Source organism: Agathobacter ruminis, from assembly GCF_002735305.1.
In the GTDB taxonomy this organism is placed as follows: Bacteria; Bacillota; Clostridia; order Lachnospirales; family Lachnospiraceae; genus Roseburia; species Roseburia ruminis.
Genome location: NZ_PDYG01000003.1, coordinates 1 through 22756, shown reverse-complemented (window position 1 = coordinate 22756; position 22756 = coordinate 1). Strand labels below are relative to the sequence as shown.

The following is a 22756-nucleotide window of genomic DNA, read 5'->3' as shown; positions in this document are numbered from 1 at the left end:
GAGATAAATCGCATGAATGAAGTGAATAAAACACTGTATATTCCGTTATATGGTAAATCAAAGGTGAGCCAACAGGGGATTATCCTGAACGATCCATCGGCTGAAAAAATATGGAAAGAAGAAGCCTTCCCAATTCGAGGCAAGTCCAGATCAAAATGGCTTGCTTACAATATGGCTATGAGAACCCGTGTGTTCGATGACTGGACAGACAGTATGCTGCAACGATGCCGCGATGCGTTGGTACTTCATATTGGGTGCGGACTTGACAGTAGGCATATGAGGGTAAAAACTCCCTGTACTGAATGGGTGGACTGCGATCTTCCGGATGTCATAGAGATTCGTAAGAAGTATTTTCAGGAAAATGAAACGTACCATATGACGGTATTGGATGCGTCCAGACCTGAACAGATTGGAACGCTACCGGATTGTAATACGGCCATCGTTATCCTTGAGGGACTGAGCATGTATCTGACCAACAGCCAGGTACGGGGGGTATTGCAAGCGCTTGATAAAAAGTATCGGGAAATTCATATTCTGATGGATGTTTATACCGAATTTGGTGTCAAAGCGTCGAAATATAAAAACCCTGTCAACGATGTTGGCGTAACTAAGCTGTATGGGATAGATGCGATCGGGAACATCATCGATGGCCTTCGAATCAGATTTGTAAAAGAGCACAGCTTTACTCCCGCTGCGCTGGTCAAAGAGCTTACACCAATCGAAAGAATGTTCTTCAAGCTGCTATTTACAGGCAAGCTGTACCGAAAGATATATCGTATGTACGAACTTAAGGCATAAATTCAAATATATTGGAGAAATACTTATGTTTATTCTTTTCGAGTTATTTATCACCTTTGCTAAGATAGGAATGTTCACCTTTGGCGGAGGATATGCAATGATTTCTCTTATCGAGAATACATGCGTAGAAAATAAAAAATGGATTACTCACGATGAAATGATGACAATTACAGTTATAGCTGAGTCTACGCCGGGACCAATCGCAATCAATTGTGCAACATATGTTGGGTATAAGAGAGGGAAACTTCTGGGAGCAATTGCTGCGACAATTGGAATGGTGGTTCCTTCATTTTTTATAATCTTTTTTATATCAAGGATTTTTGATCATTTTCTTGAAAACATCTATGTTGTGAATGCATTAAAGGGAATTAAGATTGCTGTGGGAATCCTCATTGTAGATGCTGCAATCAAAATGATTCAGAAAATGAAAAAGACAGCATTGCAGATTGGCATGGTTTCACTTGCGGTTATTTCTATGATTCTAATCAAATATTTTGCATTTAATATTTCATCTATGGTATTATTGATGGTGTTTGCAATCATTGGATTATCGGTCTTTGCAATCGAAAATAGAATTTATGGAGAGGATACAAAGGAATGATTTATTTGAATCTCTTTATAGGTTTTATGGAAGTGGGCTTATTGTCATTTGGAGGAGCATATGCTGCCATTCCCTTGATTAAGGAAGTGGTCATGGCCTATGGTTGGATGGATGATGAAATGTTAGCCTACATGATTGCAATCAGCGAAAGCACACCCGGACCAATTATGGTAAATATGCCCACCTATGTTGGAAGCGAAAAAGCAGGAATGTTAGGGGCTCTTATCGCCACTGCTGCAGTCGTGTTACCGGCTTTTATAATTATCTTGTTAATCATGGTAGTCTTGAACAAGTTTATACAAAATCGATTCGTCAAAGCAGCACTAGGTGGACTAAAGGCCTGTATCATTGGAATTATTCTTGTGACTGGTTTGTCTATGATGATTAAAAACTGCGGACTGGCATTTAATGATAGACCGGATATTATTTCATTGGGACTGACATGTGTTTTTTCACTTGTATATTTCGGCTCTCGAATCATCGTGAAAAAAAGAATGCATCCAATTTTGCTGATTTGTCTATCAGCTTTTGCAGGAATTGTCGTTTATAGTTTATAGATAGTCTTATAATTCAAAACAAAGCTGACAGGGGAGGAATACGATATGAAAAAAGCAGCGAAAATCGTAGGAATCATTTTGGCAATATTGGTGGCAATACCACTCACATTTCTTGTGGATATGCGGTCATCGAGATGTTCTCTGCGTGGAATGGCGAAAATGTGACTGAAGATAGTCTCTTCGATGAATATGGAAAGGTTGTGACTTCCACCGGCAGGGATTTTTGTAAAGAAATGAATAAGCAATTCCCGGAATATACCACAACGATGCACAAATATCTGAAGAATACTGAGTTTATCGATATCATGTATGATACCTTAGCTTCCGGCAAGCCGGTTCCGTTTGAGTGGGCCGCATTACATGAGGATGAATGGACCCTGCATTATTCGATGATTGTGGGCGCCGACATTGCGAATGATCAGATTACGGTTGCCAATCCGTACGGATATTACGAGGTGGTGACGTTGGAGGAACTGTTGGAGCGCACCAGCTTTCGGGCGTATGAGCATATGCCATTATTCATGCGAATGGGATTCGCAATCGGTCTGTTTGAGAAAAACACACTCTATTCGGTGGAATAGTTGCCGGGAAATTTAGTTAAGCCAATCTGAGGAGATTACATCATGTCTCAAAGTTCAAAAATGAATGCAGCATTAAAAAAGTATGTGTTTCAGCCGCTTTTGGATAATGGATTCACAGGAAAATATCCTCATTATCGTAAAGTTTATGACAACAGAATTGAGCTTCTTGCAGTGCAAAAAAATAAATATGGGAACTCATTTACGATAGAGATATCAACGATTTTTCCGCAGCAAAAAGACAGGAAAAAGAACTATAATGATCATGGAAAATGTCTTGATGATATAAATGTCTGGGACACAAATTTGCGTTACAGACTTCCTGGTACAATAGACGGATGGTTTTATTATACAGATGTTTACACCTGTACATTTAAAATTAAAGGGCGTAAATTTGTTGATTATTTGGCGGTGAGCGAAGAGAAAAAAAAGAATTTTCAACCACCGGAGTCTTATAAACAAATACAGATGGCTGATGAATCGATTTATGAAAAGGTTTGCGTTGATGTAAACAGTCAAATGCAAAAGGCATTTGTCTGGTGGGAAAAAATGAACAAAAAATATTCATGAGCCAAAGAAGCTTGATGGTTTGTAGAAAGCAAGGCAACACATTTATGAAATATGTAATAGATTTTATTAAAAAAGAAACAATTTTGACAAGCGCATGGGTATTGGCTTTGATATCCATGTTTTTTGTGCATCCGAATGCGTCCTATATCGACTATATTGATCTGCGTACGCTTGGAATTTTGTGGTCACTGATGGTGATTATGGAGGGATTGAATCGTGAAGGGCTGTTTGAAGCACTGGGAAGTCGTATGATCGAAAAGACGGGAAATGTTCTGCAGCTGTCACTGGCGCTCGTATTTCTTTGCTTTTTCTCGGCAATGTTTATCACAAATGATGTTGCATTGCTTACGTTTGTACCATTTTCCATATTTATTCTTGAAGCATGCGGACGGGACGAATTGCTGATTCCTGTTATTGCATTTCAAACGATCGCAGCAAATATGGGGAGCATGCTGACACCAGTCGGTAATCCGCAGAATATCTATCTGTATTCGTTATCCGGTATGGGAATCGCAGACTTTTTGCTTTTGATGTTGCCTTATACAGCGATGACCGGACTGCTGCTTTTGATCTGCATTTTATTTTTGCCGGGCAAAAAGGATCACGTCGAGATGAAGCGACATCGTCTGAAAGGAAGTAAGAAGCGATGCGCGGTTTATGGAATCCTTTTTATTCTTTCGCTGTTTACCGTCTCAAAAATCCTGCCGTATTATATTCTTTTTGCAATCGTTTTGCTTACCTGTTTTGTGATGGACAAGTTTGCAATTGTGCAGATTGATTACGCATTGTTGTTTACTTTTGTAGGATTCTTTATATTCACGGGAAATCTGGGCGCACTTGATTCTGTGCGAAATGCATTATATGGCATTGTCAGTGGGCATGAACTGTCAACCGGTATTCTTGCTTCCCAGTTTATTTCGAATGTTCCGGCAGCGCTTTTGCTATCGGATTTTGCATCAGATCTGAAAGGTCTGTTGGTAGGTGTCAATATAGGAGGCCTCGGAACGCTGATTGCATCGATGGCCAGTCTGATTTCCTTTAAGCTTCTTGCACATCACAGAAATGAGCTAAAAGCGAAATATTTTTTCGTATTCACTGCATTGAATATCATATATCTGGCGATATTGAGCGGACTCTATATCGTGATATCATAATAAAAACCATTATGTACAAGATGTTGGGAAATATAAAAGATGAATTAATAGAGGTTATTGCATGAGAATATATGTTGATTTTGATGATTGTCTGTGCGAGACTGCACAGGCGTTTACAAAGATAGCTTTTCGACTCTTTGGAAAGCGTGTTCCATATGAAGAGGTTCGCTTCTTTAATCTCAAAGAATCATTTGATTTGAATGAAGAAGAGTATGAACAAATGATGGAGGAGGGGCATAAGCCTGAAATCCTTCTTTCTTATCGGGAGACGCCGGGCGCGTCGGAAGTAATAAATGCATTGTTGGATGAGGGACATGAGGTTTGCATTATCACAGGACGTCCGGTGATGACCTATGAACCATCCCGAAAATGGCTGGACGAACACGGGCTGAATCGTGTAGAACTGTTTTTCCTGGATAAATATGGAAGAGATACATTTTATCAAAAGGGCAGCTATAATCTGGAACTGGAAGATTTTTACGGGATGCATTTCGATTATGCGGTGGAAGATTCGCCGCTGGCGTTCCAATATCTGGATCATTTTCCGGATATGAAGGTGATGGTTTTTGACAGACCATGGAATCGGGAATGTCAGCTGGCAGACCGGTATCTTCGCTGTGCGGACTGGAATGCGATTCGCCGGGCAATCAAGTAACTTTTCTAAATTAAAAGTATAAGCAGGTGTTGTGCAACACCTGCTTTTTTTTAAAATGCATATTCGAGTTCGTATGAAATCATCAGATGAAGTCTGGTTGGGTAATCAGACAAATCCACATTGGTTAATTGCTGTATCTGTGCCAGCTTGCGAAGCAATGTGCTGCGATGCATATGCAGACTGTTTGCCGTCTCGGTCTGGTTACATTGATTTTGCAGGAAAACATACAGGATATGCATATAATCTGTTTTGTGCTTTTCATCATATTCCTGTAACTGTAGCAATGCAGGATGGGTTAGACTCATGCGTGCGTGCGTCTTCAACAGGTGAAATGTATATGGCAGGATATGTTCCTGACACGGGGAAACCACACCGATGTTGACGGAATCAGACCAAAAAGGAAGCATCGCTTGAAGCAGGAAATGCGGCGCTTCGGACAGATTGGTAAAGATATTGCTGCTGCCTCCGTAATATCCGCTGTTGATGATGATTGGGCGAATATTATGTAATTGCTGTTCCAATGGGAGACGGTCAATATTGCAAAGCAAAACCAGTTTGTCCTGATATTCGTTTGCATAGAGATAATCCCATTTGTTGTTAAGCAATTTTGCAATATGGGCATTCATGTTCAGATGGTTAGATACGCAGCCAAGCACAATAATCTGTTTGTTACAATTTTCTTTCCAGCCAAAAGTTGACAGAATTCCTTTGAAATAATTCAGATTGTCAAAATTACCGGACATGACTTCTTCAAATACGGAACTTCGCATCAGCAAATCATTTTGGCCGATATGGAGCTGAATCCAGTTGCTGACACATTCCCATGCGATATAATACCAGCCGCGATGTGCTTCCGTAAGAGAATCATTTAGCAAAATCAAAGACAAAAATCCCATGAAGTCCCCATTGACATAGATATTTCGGTTATAGCTCGGATAGGGGAACGGATTTGCAGGAACATAATAAAAGTCCTTGGTATAGATGGAATCTTTGTAAAGCTCGTTATACAAAGAGATGCTTTCGAATCCCAAACTGCCGGTTTCAATCATTTGATCCCAGTTTTGATCGATAGTTCCTTTGCCGTAATTTTCGGATATGGCAAGCGCTGTCTGGCTGACATCCAGTACCATAAGCGGAAAGGGCAATTTGTCCTTGAATTCGGACAAAACGTCAGATAGCAGACAGTTGTTGGCAATCATGATGTTGATTCGGTTGATCCAGTTCTGCGTTTCATTGATATGACAGATAATCGTGTTAAATACTTCATTTACATTCGATGATTCGATAATAAAATAATTTGATTTATGCTTGCAGTAAACTCTGGGATCATCATTGTTTAACATAACAGATCCCTGTTCTACATATAATGTATTTCCATCATCTGCAAATGACTGATCATAGAGGCGCACATTCTTAAGGTCTTGTGTTGCCTGTTCTTTTAAGACCATTTCACATTCGTAATGATTCGATAATGCTTCGTATAGCATCCAAATATGATAATCCATATCGACCTCCTAAAAAACTATTACTATAATAGCACAAAGTGTATCAGATTGCATTTAAATTTGTGCCAAAACAACACAAAGTGTACCTTGTATACAAGACAGTTCTACTCTAAAATATGAAACATAGATATTTTCTTAACAATATGTTGAACGAGAAGGAGAGAGACATGGGTTTTAAAGTTATGGGCGTTACAGCCGGACGCAAGGACAGCAACTGTGAAATTTTGCTGAAAGAGGCGCTTGTTGCATGCCAGGAACAGGGTGCAGAAGTAACAATGATTAATTTGAAGGACTATGAAATTATTGATTGTAACGGATGTACTTCCTGCACAATTGGAATGTCAATGGGTAAGCATACCGGATGTTCTTTGGATGACAAGGATGACAAAAAGAAGATTATGGAAGTGATGTTGGATCAGGACGCTGTTATTTTCTCGGCTCCGACCTATGATTTGATGCCATCCTCATTATTCCTGAAATTCATGCATCGCAATTTGGCGTATGAATCTGCATTTTTGACCAAGATCGGTGCAATCGCTCCGCGTGATCGTGTTGGTGCTTTGATTGCAGTTGGCGGTTCTACCAGATCATGGCAGTCAATGGCATTGGAGTGCATGCAGGCAACAACATTTACCAATAGCTTTAAGATTGTTGATATGTTTATGGCAACACAGGTTCCGGCTCCGGCACAGGTATTATTGTATGATGAAAAGATTGCCCGTGCGAGAGAAATCGGACAGAATATTATGAAAGCATTAAATACTCCTGTTGCAGAACGCAAATGGCTTGGAAATCCGGAAGCAGGCTGGTGTCCAAACTGCCACAGCAATGCATTATGTCTCGGAGAACCACAGTGGAAAGGTTTACAGTATCCAATCGAATGTGTTGTATGCGGCGCCGGCGGAGATTTGGTTAAGACAGACGATGGCAAATGGAAATTTGTTATTGCCGAAAACGGTCTTGAGCGCGATCGTACCACAGAAGAAGGACGTGGAATCCATTGCGATGAGATTGCGGAAACACAGGGGGGATTCTTTATGGATCCTAAGAAACGCGAGGAAGTGGCACAGAAATTGCCAAAGTATAAGGCAATTACTTTCCCTGGTGTATAACAATGAGTGAAAAAATGATTTTCAATGGCGGACAGCGCCGGATTTATAAAGAGGGAGAAATCCCCCCGGTATATGAGAGATTACCATATGACCGGTGTGAAGTATTGACAGATATTGCTCCGCTGGAGTTTCATCAGAAATTTAAAGAGGCCGATTTGGTTACGACGGTTGATGTGACCGAACTGGTTTTGGGAGTAAATGCCGAGATGATAGACTGGTGGTGGGGAAACCTTGAAAAAGGCTATCATCTGTGGGCGCCGGGTGAACATTATGGGTTTGAATGGATTGTTCCTCCGTGTGAAGTGGGGTACGAAGGATCAGTTGAAGCATCCTATGAGTTTGATCCGGTTCATCCGATGGTAATTACCAGAGTGGGCATGGAGAAATATCCTTATACGACTTGCTATGAACATTGTTGGATTGCACAAGGGCACCTAGGACCGGCGCAAACAACACTGGTACACATGTATGAGGACACAGAGGGCGGAATCTTATGGCGAACGGTTCAGATTATGGAGGAAAAAGATTTACGTACTCTGAAGGAACAAAATATCTGTATGCCGGATACCACGTCGCATTTGCAATATGAGTCCGGCAGGCTTCGGTATTTCCTTCCACAATTATACGAATTGTGGAAGGACCATCCGGATCCTTATCAGAATGTACACTTTGATTTAAGAGTGACCAAAACAGAAGATGGAACATTTCGACATATCTCAGATAATATTATAAAAAATCATTAGGAGGTTAGGATTATGACGAATTTGACAACAGATGTAGTAGTTGTTGCTGCAGGCCTTTCCGGCTTGGCAGCATGCGTTGCTGCAGCAGAAGAAGGAAAGGAAGTAATTGCTGTTGAGAAGAGCAATATTACAGGTGGAGCTGCCAATATGGGTATGTCACCACTTGCAATCGGTACCAAGTATCAGAGAGCAGCAAACTTCAATATGACTCCTGCAGAAGCATGGAGAAAGCATATGAACTTCATCCACTGGAACGGTGATGCACGCCTGATCAAAAAGTATTATGAGAAGACTGCTTCTACCATTGAATGGCTGGAAGATATGGGCGTAGAGTTTTGCGGACTGATTACAGCATATGCGGTAAATGAGAATGAGCGTGCATATGCAACTGCATATCCGACTGCACATTGTGTAAAACCTGAGGGTGGCGGAGCTCCGGGACCACGCTGTGCCGGTGCAATGATCAAGAAATTGACAGAACGCGCGAACGAATTGGGCGTAAAATTCATGTTTGAAACAGCCGGCGAGTCCATTATTATGGAAGACGGAAAAGCTGTCGGTGTACGCGCAAAAGGCAAGGATGATGAATATGAAATCCGTGCAAAGGCTGTCATCATTGCAACAGGTGGATTCGGAGACAACCCTGAACTGATCAAGGAGCGCTTCGGATATGAATGGGGCAAGGATTTATTCTCATTCCGTATCCCTGGTATGAAGGGTGATGGTATCCGCATGGCATGGGAAGCAGGTGCAGGTCATTCAAAGATGATGATGGAACTTATGTATCAGTGTCCTGATAATATGTCCGTATTCTCGTTGGATGGTGCATTCCGTCAGCCTGGTCTTTGGGTCAATAAAAGCGGTGAGCGTTTCATGAACGAAGATATGGCACCAAACTCAACCTTTACCGGTAATGCAATTGTAAGTCAGCCTCAGAATGTTGGTATTTCTATTATGGATACCAAGATGATTAAGAAATACAAGAAGAACGGCCCTGATCTTTTGGACCATGTACATGGAGACCGTGTATTTGAAGACTGGGATGAAGTGACTGAGGAAGCACTTGCAAGAGGATATCAGTATCTGCACAAGGCTGATACCCTGGAAGAACTTGCAGAGAGCATTGGTGTTCCGGTAGACAAATTCCTTGACACCGTTGAAGAATACAATGATATGTGTGAAGCCGGCTGGGATGATTTGTTTGAAAAGGATCGTCGCTTCCTGTATCCGATTGCAAAAGGACCGTTCTATGCATTGGAATTCTATGCAGGTGCTTACGGTACTTTAGGTGGTATCAAGATCAATCATATGTGTGAAGTTGTTACACAGGAATCTGAGACCATTCCGGGATTATATGCAGTTGGTACTGATGCATGTGCAATTTATGGAGATTGCTATCCATTTACATTTGCAGGTAATACAATGGGATTCTGCCTGAACTCAGGAAGAATGGCCGGAGAGAATGCATCGGAATATATTGATAGCTTATAATTGCTAGCTGACTAATTTCCATATACAAAGAAAGGAGATGCCGTTTGAGGCGTCTCTTTTCTTTTGTGTGGGTTTTCTATTTATGCAAAAGATAAAATATGATATCATATAAAAGAGTTTGGTAAGGAGAAAGGGTATATGATGTTTTTTATGAATGTAAAATTACAGATTTCCTGTCTTGTAATTATCTTATATATCATTTTAAATTATTTCCTGACAAAGCGGGTGAAATCATATGTTCATCGCATTTTTTCGGCAACAATCATCACTGCATTGATCTATCTTTTGTTTGATTTGATTACCGTATATACAGTCAATCATCGTGAAATGATTTCTCCGATTTTGAATCGTATTTTGCATAATATTTATCTGACCAGTATGACATTTTTCTTACTGCTTATTTTTGTATACTCGTATAGCGTTGTAATAGATATGAAACCTTCGGCACACAGGGTGCGCTTTCTTTGGGGAATTCCATGGATTGCGATGGCAATCGCTATTTGGTGTCTGCCTCTTCATTATGTGCATGGAGAGCATACGGACTATTCCATGGGCGCGGCGGCTTATGTGGCATATGTCTGCGTGGTATTTTATTTCCTCTGCGCTTTATTTGTATTATTGAGAAACCGAAAAAAGGTGAATGTTCAGGTAAAGCGATTGCTGTTTATTGCTTATGGAACACAATTTATCATTTTGATTATTCAGGCATTGTATCCGGAGACACTGGTCTCAAGTATGGCCATTGCCATCAATTCGATTGCTATCTACATGACTTTGGAAAGCCCGGATATTCATTTGATCGAGCAGTTGAAGATTGAAAAACAGTCTGCAATCAGTGCAAACAAGGCAAAATCGGAATTCCTTGCCAAGATGAGTCACGAGATTCGTACTCCAATCAATGGAGTGATGGGACTTTCCGAACTGATTATGCGCGAATCCAGCCAGGATGAAGTATGTCAATATGGTCAGGATATCAAAGAATCGGCAGAACTGCTTTTGAATATTATCAATGAAATCCTGGATGCGTCTAAGATTGAATCGGGCAAATTGCAAATCGTTCCGGCGGTTTATGAGATGAATCATATGATTCGTGAACTGCATTCGATCATCGTTGAAGAAGCGCGCAAAAAAGAACTTCGTATTTCTTTTCAGATGGATTCCGATATTCCGGGCAGATTATACGGCGATGATTTGCGCATCAAGCAGGTGTTGTTGAATCTGTTGAACAATGCTGTGAAATATACCTTAGAGGGAGAAGTCTCGCTCAAGATTGAATGTGTAAAGAAAAGCAAAGATGAAGTGGAATTACATTTTGCAGTTTCGGATACCGGTATTGGAATTAAACCGGAGCATATCTCAAAATTATTTGACAGCTTTGAACGAATTGAAGATGAACAGACACGTTATGAACCCGGAACCGGTCTCGGTTTGACGATTGCCTCTTCATATTTGAAACTGATGAATAGTGAATTGAAAGTGAAGAGCACCTATGGTGTCGGCTCCACATTTTCGTTTACTTTGAAACAGCAGATTGTCAATGATCAATATCAGCAGGAAAAGCCGGAGACGTATGATTACAAGAAATGGTATAAAGCTGTTTCAGCGAGAATTCTGGTGGTAGATGACAATCACCTGAATTTAAAAGTGTTTACAGGATTGCTGAAGCAGGCACAAATGAATGTGACTGCAGTTGATAATGCAAAAGAAGGTTTGGACTATTTCAAAAAAGAATCGTTTGATTTAATTTTCCTGGATCATATGATGCCGGACATGAATGGAATTGAAATGTTGCATGAGATGAAACGATACGGACCGGGGCCGAATGAGTCCACTCCGGTGATTATGCTTTCCGCAAATGCGGTCAATGGTGCAAAAGAAAAATATCTGGAAGAGGGCTTTACGGATTATTTGTCAAAACCGATTTTGCCGGATAAGCTTGATGAAATGATATTAAAACATTTGCCAAAGGATTTGATTGAATATCAGGAATGATAAGGGGAGACAAATATGGGTTTTCACATTAGCAAAATTAATGGTTTGATTTCCGCAAATGCAACAAGACAGTCGATTGTGGCTCAGATCGCAAATGATTTGCGATTTAAAGAACTGGGGATTTATTATCTGCCTGAAACGGCAGATGATGATAACGAATTGAGCCATCGCATTGATGGAATTATTGCATCGCTTTCTGCGGATGACACAATCGTATTGCAATATCCGACCAGCAACGGAAAACGTTTTGAAGAAATGTTGATGAATAAGATGCAGGCGTATCGCAATCTTCGTGTGATTATTATGGTGAATCAAATGCAGCCGAATCAATTGGAGGAATCGGTTCGTTTTTTGAATCGCGCGAGTGCTATCATATTGCCATCAAAAGAAATGCATCATTCTCTGGTAGAATATGGTTTGATTGTAAATCGTGTTGTCATACGGACAATTGAGGATTATCCGACGGACAGCCTTGTCACAGATCATGTAAATACAAAAGAGATTCATTCGATTGACTGTTCAAAAAAGCCATCCCATTTGATTACCGCTTTATCATTGGGTGGGTTCGGGAAAGTCTGGTCGGATGATACCATGAATCAGCCCCTTGAACTTGGTATATGCATTTCGGCAGGAATTCCTGTTGTTGTAAAAGAACATATGTGTATTGCCAAATTTGTAAAGGAAAACGGAATCGGAATTGTTGCTTCTGATTGGGAAGATGCACAAAGACAGGTGCAGGAGACCGATGACGAGAAGTATCGCAAATATTGCCAGAATGTGCGGGATTTACAACCGGTTTGCGCCGGTGGATGTTTTACCAAACAGGATTTGCTGCGGGCACTGACGATTTCCAGACAAAAGCAGTCTGCGGTAGATTTTGAAGTGAAAGACATCGATGATTCGCTGGATTATATTTTGAAACATCACTGTTCTGTTGCACGTTTTGGAGACGGTGAGATGGATTTGATTCGCGGACGCTCGATCACTTATCAGGATTATTCTGTGCAGCTGGGAGATGATTTAAAGCATATTCTTCAGCAAAAGAGCAATGAAAACTGTCTGATTTGTGTGTCGGATGTATTTAACAATCGAGAACGATATAACAGCAACTGTCGCCATTTCTGGGAATTGAATCTGCAAAAAGATCTAAATTTTTATCGCGAAATCTGCACAGCACCGTGGTATGGTTCAACATTTATTTCACGGCCGTATATTGATTTGGAAGATAAATCCAAATCAGCAGGCTATTTCGCGAAACTGAAACAAATTTGGGAAGGACGAGATATCCTGATTGTGGAGGGGGCAACATCTCGTTCCGGCTGCGGCAATGATCTGTTTGCCAATGCGAAATCCATTGCACGCATCATCGGGCCATCAAGAAATGCGTATGATATGAAAGACCGTATCATGGAAGCAATCACTCAGTATGGTAAGGAAAAACTGATTCTTTTGATGCTTGGACCGGCTGCAAAAGTGCTGGCTTATCAATTGAGCCAAAAAGGTTATTGGGCGATTGATCTCGGACATATTGATTCCGAGTATGAATGGTTTAAGATGGGCGCATATGAGAAAGTGAAACTTTCCAATAAGCATACCGCAGAACATAATACGGACGAAAATATAGAATTTGTATCTGATCCGGAATATGAAAATCAGATTCTTGTCAAATTGTAATTCGGATAGTATAATATTTTCACAGACCACGGAAGGTAATGCAGTGCATGCCTTCCTTTTTTTGTAAAATAATGGGTGATGGATATGACGATTGATGAGGCTTATTTGATTCTTGGAATTGAAAATCGAAATATTAGTATGGATGAGCTTCGGCGTATCTATTATCAGGCTGCGCATCTTTCACATCCTGATAACAATCCGCAGAATCATTATGCACAATCAAAATTCGCAATGATTCAGGAGGCTTATCTGATTTTAAAAGGTGAGATCAAAGCCGGAAAAATTATAAAAGAAGAATACAGACAACAGACAAACAAACAACAGACAAACAAACAATCAACAGGGAAGAAAGACCGCTGGGATTATTATAATGATGCAGATCGTAAATATCGCCAGATGCGCAATGAAGAATCTAAACGAAATCTTCATGAGGCTTTTGAAGCGCATCGCAGAGCGGCACAGACTGTGCATCCAAAACAAAAAGAACCGGCAGCAACAACTGCGTCACAGCTTCAATCATTTGACTCGGTGGCCACGAATGTCTCTAATTACTGGCGATTGTTTCTGGGTACAAATGTAATTTTTGATTGTATGCTGATTTGTTCGGTGGCAATGCTTTTGATGACGGAATTGTTTGCGTCTCAATTTGGAATGCGGGGGATGGTCCGCGTATTATTCGTGTCAATGATTTGGATTTTTTCTGTTCTTTCCTCCCGCAAACTTGCCGCATTTGTCAATCGCTTCGTGAATATGCCTTTGTGGACGGTTGTGATATTTCTGACAGGAATCGAAATACAGGTTGAATTGTTTAAATTATTTTTGTTATAGTCAGATATTGTGTTTTAGATGTAAAATCGCTATAATAAAACTATGATAACTAGTTTCATTCAAACAAGTAATCAAATAAACGAAGACTTAAATAAAAGGGTAAATTTTGCCTTGTAAACCTGATGCGTTTATGCATCAGGCTTTTTTATTTAAGCAGGAGGGTTCTTATGAAGAAAATCTATGTACTTGACACAAACATCTTAATGCAATCTCCAAAAGCATTGTTCGGTTTTGACGACAATATTGTTGCAATTACAGGAACAACACTGCAGGAGCTTGACAAGCATAAGAACGATCCCGGTGAACGAGGATATAATACGAGAGAAACGGTGCGCATGATTGACGATTTGCGTACGAAAGGAAATTTGAGAGAAGGAGTTGAATTACCAAACAAAGGAAGATTACTGATTGTCAGTGATTTGGACTGTGACAAAATGCCAAAAGAATATTCCAATAATATCCCGGATAACCGCATCATCAGTACCGTGCTCGAGCTTGGGGAAAAGAAAGACGTACCTGTGGCATTGATCACAAATGACTTGTCAATGCGTGTGAATGCAACTTTGTGCGGTGTGGAAGTGCAAAGTTATATGAATGAATCCATTGAGGAAAAGGTGCAGACTTATACCGGCAAGAGTGAGCGATTCGTTTCATCTGAAATCATTGATGAGTTATACAGCAAAAGAACAGTGGATTCCCCGTTTGAGGATATCGTTGAGAACGAATATACGATTTTAAAAGCGGAAGATGATTCACAAAAATCCGCATTGGCAATTTATCAAAACGGTTGTCTGCATCTGATCAAAGATAAAGATTTGCGGGGATTCAACAATGTGCGAGGAAGAAATTTATCTCAAAAACTGTTGATGCATGCTCTGCTTGCTCCGGCCGAAGAAATTCCGCTGGTAATTGCAAAAGGACCTGCAGGCACAGGAAAGACAATGTTGGCGATTGCCTGTGGTCTGACGGATACCTATTGTGGTTATGATGAACGTCGTTATGATCAGGTACTGATCACCAGAACAAATGTATTATCTGATAATGATCTGGGATTTTTGCCGGGAACATTAGAAGAGAAGATGGATCCACTTGTTGCACCATTTATGGACAATTTGCAACAAATCTTTGCCGGACAGGGAAAAGACCGAGACCTCGAAGTGGCAAAGCAGCAGATGGATTATGTATTGCAAAAAGAAATTGTTCAGATTGCATCTGTGGGATATATGAGAGGCAGATCCATTGCAAACAGTTATTTGATTGTCGACGAAGCACAGAATATGACCGTACAACAGGCTCTTGAAATCGTTTCCCGCGCAGGAATGGGAACCAAGGTGGTATTGCTTGGAGATCCGGACCAGATTGATGCGAGATATCTGGACAAGCGCAATAACGGTTTGGTATTTACGGCAGACCGCATGAAAGACAGTCCGTTATGTGCGCAGATTACATTCGATCAGGAAGAATCTGTCAGAAGTCCATTGGCGATGGAAGCAGCAAAAAAGATGACTATTTAAAGTATATTGAACGAATCAAAAAACGCCGGAGCTTTTGCTCCGGCGTTGATCTTATAAGTTGGCAAGTACCTGCTCAGCGATGCCTTCTGCATCGAGTTTGTATTTATGAAGCAAATCAACGGCCGGGCCGGATTCACCAAATACATCATTTACACCAATCTTGGTAAGCTTGGTTGGGCATTTCTCTGAGAGAACGGAAGCAACCGCATCACCGAGACCGCCGATTACGGAATGTTCTTCAACCGTAAATACGCGTCCGGTCTTTGTTGCTGCTTTTACAATCAAATCTTCATCGATTGGTTTGATGGTATGGATATTGATAATCTGTGCATCAATCCCTTTTGCTTTTAATAAATCATAAGCTTTTAATGACTCGGATACACATAAACCGGTTGCAATGATGGTGCAATCCTTACCGTCTTTCAATTCGATACCTTTACCGATTTCAAATTTATAGGTGTTCTCATCGTTGAATACAGGAACAGCCAGACGGCCAAAACGCAAATAGCATGGTCCTTCATATTCGAATGCGGCATGAACTGCTGCACGTGCTTCTACATCGTCGGCTGGATTGATGACTACCATTCCCGGGATTGCTCGCATCAAAGCGATATCTTCATTGCATTGATGGGTTGCACCGTCTTCACCGACTGAAATTCCGGCATGTGTGGCACCAATCTTAACATTTAAATGAGGATATCCGATGGAGTTGCGAACCTGTTCAAAGGAACGACCGGCTGCAAACATCGCAAATGTTGACATGAATGGGACAAATCCACAGGTTGACATTCCGGCTGCGATACCGGTCATATTTGCTTCCGCAATACCGCAATCGATATGACGATCCGGGAATTCTTTCTTAAATACACCAGTCTGGGTAGCAGCAGCAAGGTCTGCGTCCAAAACGATTAATTTATCACTTTGTTTGCCGATTTCTACCAGGGCAGCGCCGTAGCTGGCTCTGGTTGCAATTTTCTTTACTTCTGACACAGTGCCTCACCTGCCTTTCTTAAATCTTCGATTGCGATTGCATATTCCTCGTCATTTGGAGCTTTTCCATGCCAGCCAACCTGATTCTCCATGAAGGATACGCCTTTTCCTTTTGTAGTATGCGCGATAATTGCAGTAGGCTGATCCTTTGTAGCTTTTGCCTCGTCAAATGCTGCACGCAATTCATCAAAATCATTTCCGTTTACATTGATTACATGGAAATTGAATGCTTCAAATTTTTTGTCAATTGGATAAGGAGAGCAGACATCTTCGATGGTTCCGTCAATCTGAAGGTTGTTATTGTCGACAATGACACAAAGATTATCCAGATTTCTTGATCCGGCAAACATAGCTGCTTCCCAAATCTGACCTTCCTGAATTTCTCCGTCACCGGTTAAACAGTAGGTACGATAATCTGCATTCTTTAATTTTGCGGACAAAGCCATACCTACAGCGGCAGATAATCCCTGTCCCAATGATCCGGAACTCATATCAACACCCGGGATATGTTTCATATCCGGATGACCCTGCAGATAAGATCCGATATGACGAAGGGTAAGCAAATCCTCAACAGGGAAATAACCCTTATGAGCAAGTGCTGAATATAAACCAGGAGCGGTATGTCCCTTGGAGAGAACAAAGCGATCGCGATTAGGATCCTTTGGATTCTTTGGGTCTATATTCATTTCTTCAAAATATAGATAAGTAAAGATGTCGGCTGCGGAAAGAGATCCACCCGGATGTCCTGCTTTGGCAGAATGTACTCCGTCGATAATCCCTTTGCGAACTTCAACAGCCATTTTTTGAAGTTCTAAAGTGTTCATTTGCTTTCTCCTTTTATATATGTTTTATGCTAATTATTTGCCAAATACGGCAATATAATCCTTTTGGAATTTTTCGATTCCCTGATCGGTGAGTGGATGATGTGTCATTTGCTCGATTACCTTATAAGGAATGGTTGCAATGTGAGCACCTGCCAATGCACAGTCAGTTACATGAATCGGATTACGGACAGAAGCTGCAATGATTTCGCAATTATATCCGTAGATGTCAAAGATTTCAGCGATGGTACGAATCAATTCGATTCCGGCCTGAGAAATGTCATCAAGTCTGCCGAGGAACGGAGATACATAAGTTGCACCGGCGTTTGCGGCAAGGATAGCCTGATTTGCGGTAAAAATCAAGGTGACATTTGTCTTGATTCCTTCTGATGAAAGTACTTTTACAGCCTTTAAGCCTTCTGCGGTCATTGGAATTTTGACAACCATGTTTGGATGAAGAGCGGCAATTTCACGGCCTTCTTTAATCATGCCTTCGGCATCAACCGTAGTAGCTTTTACCTCTCCGGAAATCGGACCGTCAACAATGGATGCGATTTCTTTTAAGATTTCTTCCTGAGGACGACCGCCTTCTTTGGCAATCAGAGATGGATTTGTGGTAACACCACAGATGACACCCATATCGTTTGCCTTTTTGATTTCCTCAATTTTTCCTGTGTCTACAAAAATTTTCATATTGTTTTCCCCCTTATATGAAAAAATATTTATTTGAGCTTATCGCTCTGTGACGCATATTATTATAGCGCAAAAGGCGAAAATATACGATAGGAAAATGGACTTTTTTCATTGTTTGATAATAACCGGAATGATATAATAATTATTGGTTGGTATTTTTCTAAAAGGAGTGGTGAATTTTATATTATGTCAAATTATATCAAAGCCCAGATGTTCGGCAATTTTAGTATGCTATACAACGGGGAACCGTTAGTCGCCGAAAAGATGCATCGGGACAGTCAGTTTAACCGACTGATGCAGGTCTTGATTCATTATTCTGGAGCAGGTGTTCCAAAGGATAAGCTGGAGGAGATGATCATCGGTGACCGCGACATGGATGAAAGTCATACTTCATTGCGCATTATTGTCTATAAAGCAAAGCAAAAGCTGCAAAAGCTTGGCGTGAATGTAGATAATATGATTCAATTGGAAAAGGGAATTTATAGTTTGAATCCCGAAATTCAGGTTGTGGAAGATGCCAAAGAGTTTCTGATCGCATATGAATCCGCAGAATTGTATGATCCAATTAATCATAAGGAGGCGATTGACGCCTGTCTGGAACAGTATCTGGAAGCCTGCTACCTGTACAAAGGAGAATTTCTGGCCAATTACGCAGGCGAACAGTGGGTGGCACATGAAGCAAAAAGATATCGTAAAATCTTTAAATTGTGTGTGGAAGCTGCTGCCGGACTTTTAAGAGAAAAACAGGATTGGAAAGAACTCGAACACCTTGGAAATCATGCCTCACGCGTGGAACCGTTTTGCGATTGGGAAGTGCTTACGATGGAGGCGTTGGTTTATTCGAATCAATATGATCGTGCTACAACATTTTATGCGGATACGATTGATTCCTATTTACGCGATTGCGGTATTTATCCATCAACAAAGATGATTGATATTATGGATTCGCTTGGCAATCAGATGGATCATCCTATTGGAATTCTGGATGACATTCAGGAATATCTGACGGAACATTCCGGCAATTTTGTGGGTGGATACCAGTGCAGCTTTCCCGTATTCCGCGGAATCTACCAAATGACGCTTCGTGGTATGGAACGAACCGGACAAAATGCATTTTTGATGTTATGCACACTGGTCGATGGAAATGGTAAACTCATGCCTGATTCGAAACTATATGATTATGTAGAAAGATTTGTAGAGAGCATTCGTGTGTCACTTCGACACGGAGATGTGTATACCGCATACGGCAATGCGCAATGCCTTGTATTGCTGACCAATACCACACGCGAAAATTGTGAAGTGATTCAGGAACGAATCAACAATCGTTTTATCATTGGCAGACAAAAGGTATTTATTAAATATCATGTCAATAGCGTGATTTGCGACAGTTAGAGAGGTATGAAATGGAAAATCAAATTTATTTAGGATGCCAGAATGGGATGGTCTTTTGTGTCGATTCGTATGATACGATTTCGGTGCAGGGGCGCGCTTACCATCTTTATGATGAAGATCCGATTATCATCAACAGTTACAAAGATTTCTTTTTGAAAGGAGAACAATTTTTTGATGAGATTGCATGTCCAAGAGCAAGTTTCAGCAATCATGACTTTGATGATAAAAATATTTCAACCAGTATGAGGGAGGGCCTTACAAAAATGAAAAAAGATGAGGAAATCTTGGAAGAACACGGTGAACAGGGAACCTTCATTGTTCGCGTACAACATAGACAACATTCCAGCTGGCAGGGCAGAGTGACATGGGTTGATGAAAACAAAACCGTATATTTCCGCTCTGAATTGGAATTGATGAAATTGATTGACGGAGCATTAAACGAGAAGGTGTTTGAGGAGAAAGAGGACACAGAATGAATGTTCATGTGACAAATTTATATAACATCGGTGGAACTGCAACTTTAGCGCAACACGGGGTAATGGATGTAGCAAAACGTCTTGGATACCATGAAATGGCTTTCTCGTGGTATCCCTTCAATATTGATAACTGGACGGAATTGTCACATCGACAGGATGGAATTATTGCGCCATTACATTTTGGTGATGTTGTAATCCTGCAATATCCAAACTGGATCAGCCTGAATTATGACGGTGCTTTTGTAGATCGAGTCAAAGCTTATCATGATACGAAACTGATTATCTTTTTGGAAGACCTACAATATTTATTGTTTCAATCGGAACCTTTCATATTAGAATGGGAGATTGGAATATTAAATCATGCGGATGTTTTGATTCTGCCTTCGGAAAAAATGTATCAGTTTCTGCTTGAGCATGGTTTGAAATCGGAAATCAAAATCGTATATCAGACGATTTGGGAAATGCCGGGAGAAACATGTTATAGGAATCATGAACCAAGAAGACATATGATATTTACCGGGGCATTTGATCGTTTTCCGTTTTTACATGATTATCATGGGAAAACAAGAATAACATTATTTACCAATGATCAGCCTGCGCGAGAGAATGATGAGAGCTTTGTCTGGGTTGGCGGAAGAAGTCCCAAAGATTTAATGGGAGAAATCTCTGAAGGCGGATTTGGACTGGTTTGGGCGGAAGAACAATATTTTGAGAGTTACTATTCGCTTAATCAGCCTCATAAAATAGGATTTTGTCTGGCATCGGGCATTCCGGTCATCATCAGAAAAGGTTCTGTGCATGAATCTTTTGTGCGAGAGAACGGATTGGGATTCGTCGTAGATTCACTCGAAGAAGCTGACGAGAAAGTGCAGTCCATAACAGATGATGAGTTTCGTCAGTTATATCAGAATGTTGCTAATATTCAACAATTGTTATTGCAGGGGGCATATACGACGCGGACATTACAGGAAGCGGTGATTGCTGCCTTGGAAAAATAGGAAGAAGGAATGTATGAGAATTTTTTGTACAAAGATTAACAATTATTCCGGAATAAATGAGAGAAAGCAGGAAATCATCAATCATGCTGCACAAAATCTTGGCTATCAAACCATTTCCTTATTTAAATTTCCGGATCAGGTGGATTCTGACCAGGAATTAATGTATCGTATGTTTGGTATTTTTGCAGCATTTGATCAGGATGATGTATTATTCTTTCAATATCCGAGTATGGTAAGTCTCAGATATGATACAGCGGTTATGAATCAGGTGGCACGATATCAAAATGCAACCAAAATTGTGATTGTGGAAGATTTTGGTAGCCGAATCGATCCTGAACATTATCCAAGTTTGGATGATGAAGTGAATTTGCTGAATCAGGCTGATTTGTTGATTCTTCAGGGAAATGAAATGCTTGAGGAATTAAAACAGCATGGTTTAAACGGTGTACATGTTATTTTACAAAAAGTTTGGGATTATCCATTAAATGAAGAACCTAACGAAAATGATGTGAAAGTCAAAGACGGGTTTGGCATTCTGACGGGACCAAACAATCTGAATCCATTATATATGGGCTATTATATCAGAAACAATCTTCCGGTAATCGCATTGCAGGGAACGCCGGGAGCGGAATTTGTCGAAAAGTTTCAAGTGGGACTTTGTGTGACCAATGAACAAATGCAACAACTGGATATTCAATCACTTGTGATGTCCACACCGAGGGAACAATTGGAACGAATCCTGAAAAAGACTGCTGCGATGGCGCCTTTGATGGAGGAAGGGGCATATTCCAAAACGCTTTTGATGCATGCCCTGGTAGCTGCTCAAGAGCTGAAAATCAAAAAAATCAAATAAATTTTAAAAAATGTATCCATTTTGTTTGAAAAGAAACAATTTTGGATACATTTTTTTTGGTATAGTGATTACGAAGGATGAAGAAAATGCTTTTTGATGTGTGACCGACATGTGACCTATGGCCCTTATAATAAAGTCAAACAACATGAAGAAGTATGAGTCAGTGTAGATTAAAAAAGGAGAAAAGTTTATGAGCAAGAAAAAGATCGATAGCGTATTAAAAGGAGTTGCTGCTACCGGTATTGCCATTGGCGGGGCAAGTGCAATTCAGGGTGCTGATGTTGTAATGGCTGCAGTCCTTGAAGAGGAAGTCAAGGATGAAGAAGAAGACGAATATGCTTCGAGCACATCTGACAGTGTTAGTGATGAACTGAGCGAAAGCGAAGTTGAAACTGCTTCAGAATCAGTAATCGAAGTTGCATCTGTTGATGAAACAAAGGTGAGTGCTGCTGATCGTGCTGAGGTTGCTTCTGTTTCAGAAGTTAAGTCAGAAACCAAGACTGAGACCAAGACTGAAACCAAGAAAGAAACCAAGACAGAAGAGCGTACCATCACAATCAAGGCCAATACAGTCACTGATTATGAATATGAAGAGGAAGAAACTGATGTTTCTCATGTTGGCTGTATCAAAAATGCACACCATGTAACATTACAGGGTGAGGGTGAGTATGAAGTTAACGGTGTTTCTTATTGGGTAAACGCAAACGGCCAAATTACCCATTACTGGAAGTCAAGCTGGGGTGGAGGATCCTGGAGAACCC

At 40.7% G+C, this 22756-nt stretch carries 23 protein-coding genes; 19 read left to right on the top strand and 4 right to left on the bottom strand.

The window, feature by feature from the left end:
* Positions 1 to 12 precede the first annotated feature (12 nt).
* From CSX02_RS00875 to CSX02_RS00845, 7 genes are all read left to right on the top strand, one after another.
* On the top strand, positions 13 to 798 hold the full coding sequence (locus CSX02_RS00875; RefSeq protein ID WP_099385280.1) for a class I SAM-dependent methyltransferase: 786 nt from the start codon (positions 13 to 15) through the stop codon (positions 796 to 798).
* Positions 799 to 823: 25 nt separating this feature from the next.
* Positions 824 to 1399 (top strand): chromate transporter, encoded by a 576-nt coding sequence (locus CSX02_RS00870; RefSeq protein WP_099385279.1) that lies wholly within the window; start codon positions 824 to 826, stop codon positions 1397 to 1399.
* Positions 1396 to 1956, top strand: a complete 561-nt coding sequence (locus CSX02_RS00865; protein ID WP_099385278.1) for a chromate transporter — start codon at positions 1396 to 1398, stop codon at positions 1954 to 1956. The genes CSX02_RS00870 and CSX02_RS00865 overlap by 4 nt, the downstream gene beginning before the upstream one ends.
* The gene (locus tag CSX02_RS00860) at positions 1953 to 2537 is read left to right on the top strand and encodes a C39 family peptidase (protein WP_143248111.1); all 585 of its coding nucleotides are present in this window, start codon (positions 1953 to 1955) and stop codon (positions 2535 to 2537) included. The genes CSX02_RS00865 and CSX02_RS00860 overlap by 4 nt, the downstream gene beginning before the upstream one ends.
* Before the next feature lie 42 nt (positions 2538 to 2579).
* On the top strand, positions 2580 to 3104 hold the full coding sequence (locus CSX02_RS00855; RefSeq protein WP_099385277.1) for a DUF4304 domain-containing protein: 525 nt from the start codon (positions 2580 to 2582) through the stop codon (positions 3102 to 3104).
* 44 nt (positions 3105 to 3148) lie between these two features.
* Entirely contained in the window at positions 3149 to 4258 is a 1110-nt protein-coding gene (locus CSX02_RS00850; protein WP_099385349.1) for an SLC13 family permease, read from the top strand.
* 61 nt (positions 4259 to 4319) lie between these two features.
* The gene (locus CSX02_RS00845; protein WP_099385276.1) at positions 4320 to 4913 is read left to right on the top strand and encodes a 5' nucleotidase, NT5C type; all 594 of its coding nucleotides are present in this window, start codon (positions 4320 to 4322) and stop codon (positions 4911 to 4913) included.
* Between the two features lie 50 nt (positions 4914 to 4963).
* Here CSX02_RS00845 and CSX02_RS00840 read toward each other — a convergent pair whose 3' ends face one another.
* Positions 4964 to 6418, bottom strand: coding sequence for a helix-turn-helix domain-containing protein (locus CSX02_RS00840; RefSeq protein ID WP_099385275.1), 1455 nt, complete (start codon positions 6416 to 6418; stop codon positions 4964 to 4966).
* Between the two features lie 167 nt (positions 6419 to 6585).
* Here CSX02_RS00840 and CSX02_RS00835 point away from each other — a divergent pair, with 167 nt between their 5' ends.
* From CSX02_RS00835 to CSX02_RS00805, 7 genes are all read left to right on the top strand, one after another.
* A complete protein-coding gene (locus CSX02_RS00835) occupies positions 6586 to 7530 on the top strand; it encodes a flavodoxin family protein (protein ID WP_099385274.1) in 945 nt (314 codons plus the stop codon).
* A gap of 2 nt (positions 7531 to 7532) precedes the next feature.
* Complete coding sequence (locus tag CSX02_RS00830) at positions 7533 to 8273, top strand: hypothetical protein (RefSeq protein WP_099385273.1); 741 nt, start codon at positions 7533 to 7535, stop codon at positions 8271 to 8273.
* A 12-nt stretch (positions 8274 to 8285) separates the two neighbouring features.
* Complete coding sequence (locus CSX02_RS00825) at positions 8286 to 9764, top strand: FAD-dependent oxidoreductase (RefSeq protein WP_031545197.1); 1479 nt, start codon at positions 8286 to 8288, stop codon at positions 9762 to 9764.
* 138 nt (positions 9765 to 9902) lie between these two features.
* The gene (locus tag CSX02_RS00820; protein WP_099385272.1) at positions 9903 to 11756 is read left to right on the top strand and encodes a response regulator; all 1854 of its coding nucleotides are present in this window, start codon (positions 9903 to 9905) and stop codon (positions 11754 to 11756) included.
* A gap of 15 nt (positions 11757 to 11771) precedes the next feature.
* Entirely contained in the window at positions 11772 to 13430 is a 1659-nt protein-coding gene (locus CSX02_RS13460) for an SP_1767 family glycosyltransferase (protein ID WP_189281259.1), read from the top strand.
* Between the two features lie 84 nt (positions 13431 to 13514).
* Positions 13515 to 14258 carry a J domain-containing protein gene (locus tag CSX02_RS00810; protein ID WP_189281257.1) on the top strand — a complete coding sequence of 248 codons (744 nt, stop codon included), beginning with the start codon at positions 13515 to 13517 and terminating at the stop codon, positions 14256 to 14258.
* A 167-nt stretch (positions 14259 to 14425) separates the two neighbouring features.
* Positions 14426 to 15772, top strand: coding sequence for a PhoH family protein (locus CSX02_RS00805; RefSeq protein WP_189281255.1), 1347 nt, complete (start codon positions 14426 to 14428; stop codon positions 15770 to 15772).
* A 51-nt stretch (positions 15773 to 15823) separates the two neighbouring features.
* Here the strand turns inward: CSX02_RS00805 and CSX02_RS00800 are convergent, their stop codons facing one another.
* From CSX02_RS00800 to fsa, 3 genes are read right to left on the bottom strand one after another with little or no spacing between them, the layout of a single operon-like run.
* The gene (locus CSX02_RS00800) at positions 15824 to 16762 is read right to left on the bottom strand and encodes a transketolase family protein (protein ID WP_099385269.1); all 939 of its coding nucleotides are present in this window, start codon (positions 16760 to 16762) and stop codon (positions 15824 to 15826) included.
* Complete coding sequence (locus CSX02_RS00795; protein ID WP_099385268.1) at positions 16750 to 17586, bottom strand: transketolase; 837 nt, start codon at positions 17584 to 17586, stop codon at positions 16750 to 16752. Before CSX02_RS00795 ends, CSX02_RS00800 begins: the two co-directional genes overlap by 13 nt.
* Positions 17587 to 17619: 33 nt before the next feature.
* Positions 17620 to 18276: a fructose-6-phosphate aldolase gene (gene fsa, locus CSX02_RS00790; RefSeq protein WP_031545210.1), complete on the bottom strand. Its 657-nt coding sequence runs from the start codon at positions 18274 to 18276 to the stop codon at positions 17620 to 17622.
* A gap of 186 nt (positions 18277 to 18462) precedes the next feature.
* Here fsa and CSX02_RS00785 point away from each other — a divergent pair, with 186 nt between their 5' ends.
* The 5 genes from CSX02_RS00785 to CSX02_RS00765 form a co-directional block, all read left to right on the top strand.
* Complete coding sequence (locus CSX02_RS00785; protein WP_099385267.1) at positions 18463 to 19668, top strand: bacterial transcriptional activator domain-containing protein; 1206 nt, start codon at positions 18463 to 18465, stop codon at positions 19666 to 19668.
* Between the two features lie 11 nt (positions 19669 to 19679).
* Positions 19680 to 20144 (top strand): hypothetical protein, encoded by a 465-nt coding sequence (locus CSX02_RS13830; protein WP_242970386.1) that lies wholly within the window; start codon positions 19680 to 19682, stop codon positions 20142 to 20144.
* 62 nt (positions 20145 to 20206) lie between these two features.
* Positions 20207 to 21142, top strand: a complete 936-nt coding sequence (locus CSX02_RS00775; protein ID WP_242970385.1) for a hypothetical protein — start codon at positions 20207 to 20209, stop codon at positions 21140 to 21142.
* 13 nt (positions 21143 to 21155) lie between these two features.
* On the top strand, positions 21156 to 21995 hold the full coding sequence (locus CSX02_RS00770; protein WP_099385266.1) for a hypothetical protein: 840 nt from the start codon (positions 21156 to 21158) through the stop codon (positions 21993 to 21995).
* 190 nt (positions 21996 to 22185) lie between these two features.
* The coding region (locus CSX02_RS00765; protein WP_143248110.1) for a hypothetical protein at positions 22186 to 22756 on the top strand (571 nt) is incomplete at its 3' end.

What these genes read in the sequence shown, in the direction of transcription:
- CSX02_RS00875 (WP_099385280.1), top strand. Translation starts at nt 13, where the DNA reads ATGAATGAAGTGAATAAAACACTGTATATTCCGTTATATGGTAAATCA.
- CSX02_RS00870 (WP_099385279.1), top strand. Translation starts at nt 824, where the DNA reads ATGTTTATTCTTTTCGAGTTATTTATCACCTTTGCTAAGATAGGAATG.
- CSX02_RS00865 (WP_099385278.1), top strand. Translation starts at nt 1,396, where the DNA reads ATGATTTATTTGAATCTCTTTATAGGTTTTATGGAAGTGGGCTTATTG.
- CSX02_RS00855 (WP_099385277.1), top strand. Translation starts at nt 2,580, where the DNA reads ATGTCTCAAAGTTCAAAAATGAATGCAGCATTAAAAAAGTATGTGTTT.
- CSX02_RS00850 (WP_099385349.1), top strand. Translation starts at nt 3,149, where the DNA reads ATGAAATATGTAATAGATTTTATTAAAAAAGAAACAATTTTGACAAGC.
- CSX02_RS00845 (WP_099385276.1), top strand. Translation starts at nt 4,320, where the DNA reads ATGAGAATATATGTTGATTTTGATGATTGTCTGTGCGAGACTGCACAG.
- CSX02_RS00840 (WP_099385275.1), bottom strand. Translation starts at nt 6,418, where the DNA reads ATGGATTATCATATTTGGATGCTATACGAAGCATTATCGAATCATTAC.
- CSX02_RS00835 (WP_099385274.1), top strand. Translation starts at nt 6,586, where the DNA reads ATGGGTTTTAAAGTTATGGGCGTTACAGCCGGACGCAAGGACAGCAAC.
- CSX02_RS00830 (WP_099385273.1), top strand. Translation starts at nt 7,533, where the DNA reads ATGAGTGAAAAAATGATTTTCAATGGCGGACAGCGCCGGATTTATAAA.
- CSX02_RS00825 (WP_031545197.1), top strand. Translation starts at nt 8,286, where the DNA reads ATGACGAATTTGACAACAGATGTAGTAGTTGTTGCTGCAGGCCTTTCC.
- CSX02_RS00820 (WP_099385272.1), top strand. Translation starts at nt 9,903, where the DNA reads ATGATGTTTTTTATGAATGTAAAATTACAGATTTCCTGTCTTGTAATT.
- CSX02_RS13460 (WP_189281259.1), top strand. Translation starts at nt 11,772, where the DNA reads ATGGGTTTTCACATTAGCAAAATTAATGGTTTGATTTCCGCAAATGCA.
- CSX02_RS00810 (WP_189281257.1), top strand. Translation starts at nt 13,515, where the DNA reads ATGACGATTGATGAGGCTTATTTGATTCTTGGAATTGAAAATCGAAAT.
- CSX02_RS00805 (WP_189281255.1), top strand. Translation starts at nt 14,426, where the DNA reads ATGAAGAAAATCTATGTACTTGACACAAACATCTTAATGCAATCTCCA.
- CSX02_RS00795 (WP_099385268.1), bottom strand. Translation starts at nt 17,586, where the DNA reads ATGAACACTTTAGAACTTCAAAAAATGGCTGTTGAAGTTCGCAAAGGG.
- fsa (WP_031545210.1), bottom strand. Translation starts at nt 18,276, where the DNA reads ATGAAAATTTTTGTAGACACAGGAAAAATTGAGGAAATCAAAAAGGCA.
- CSX02_RS00785 (WP_099385267.1), top strand. Translation starts at nt 18,463, where the DNA reads ATGTCAAATTATATCAAAGCCCAGATGTTCGGCAATTTTAGTATGCTA.
- CSX02_RS13830 (WP_242970386.1), top strand. Translation starts at nt 19,680, where the DNA reads ATGGAAAATCAAATTTATTTAGGATGCCAGAATGGGATGGTCTTTTGT.
- CSX02_RS00775 (WP_242970385.1), top strand. Translation starts at nt 20,207, where the DNA reads ATGGATGTAGCAAAACGTCTTGGATACCATGAAATGGCTTTCTCGTGG.
- CSX02_RS00770 (WP_099385266.1), top strand. Translation starts at nt 21,156, where the DNA reads ATGAGAATTTTTTGTACAAAGATTAACAATTATTCCGGAATAAATGAG.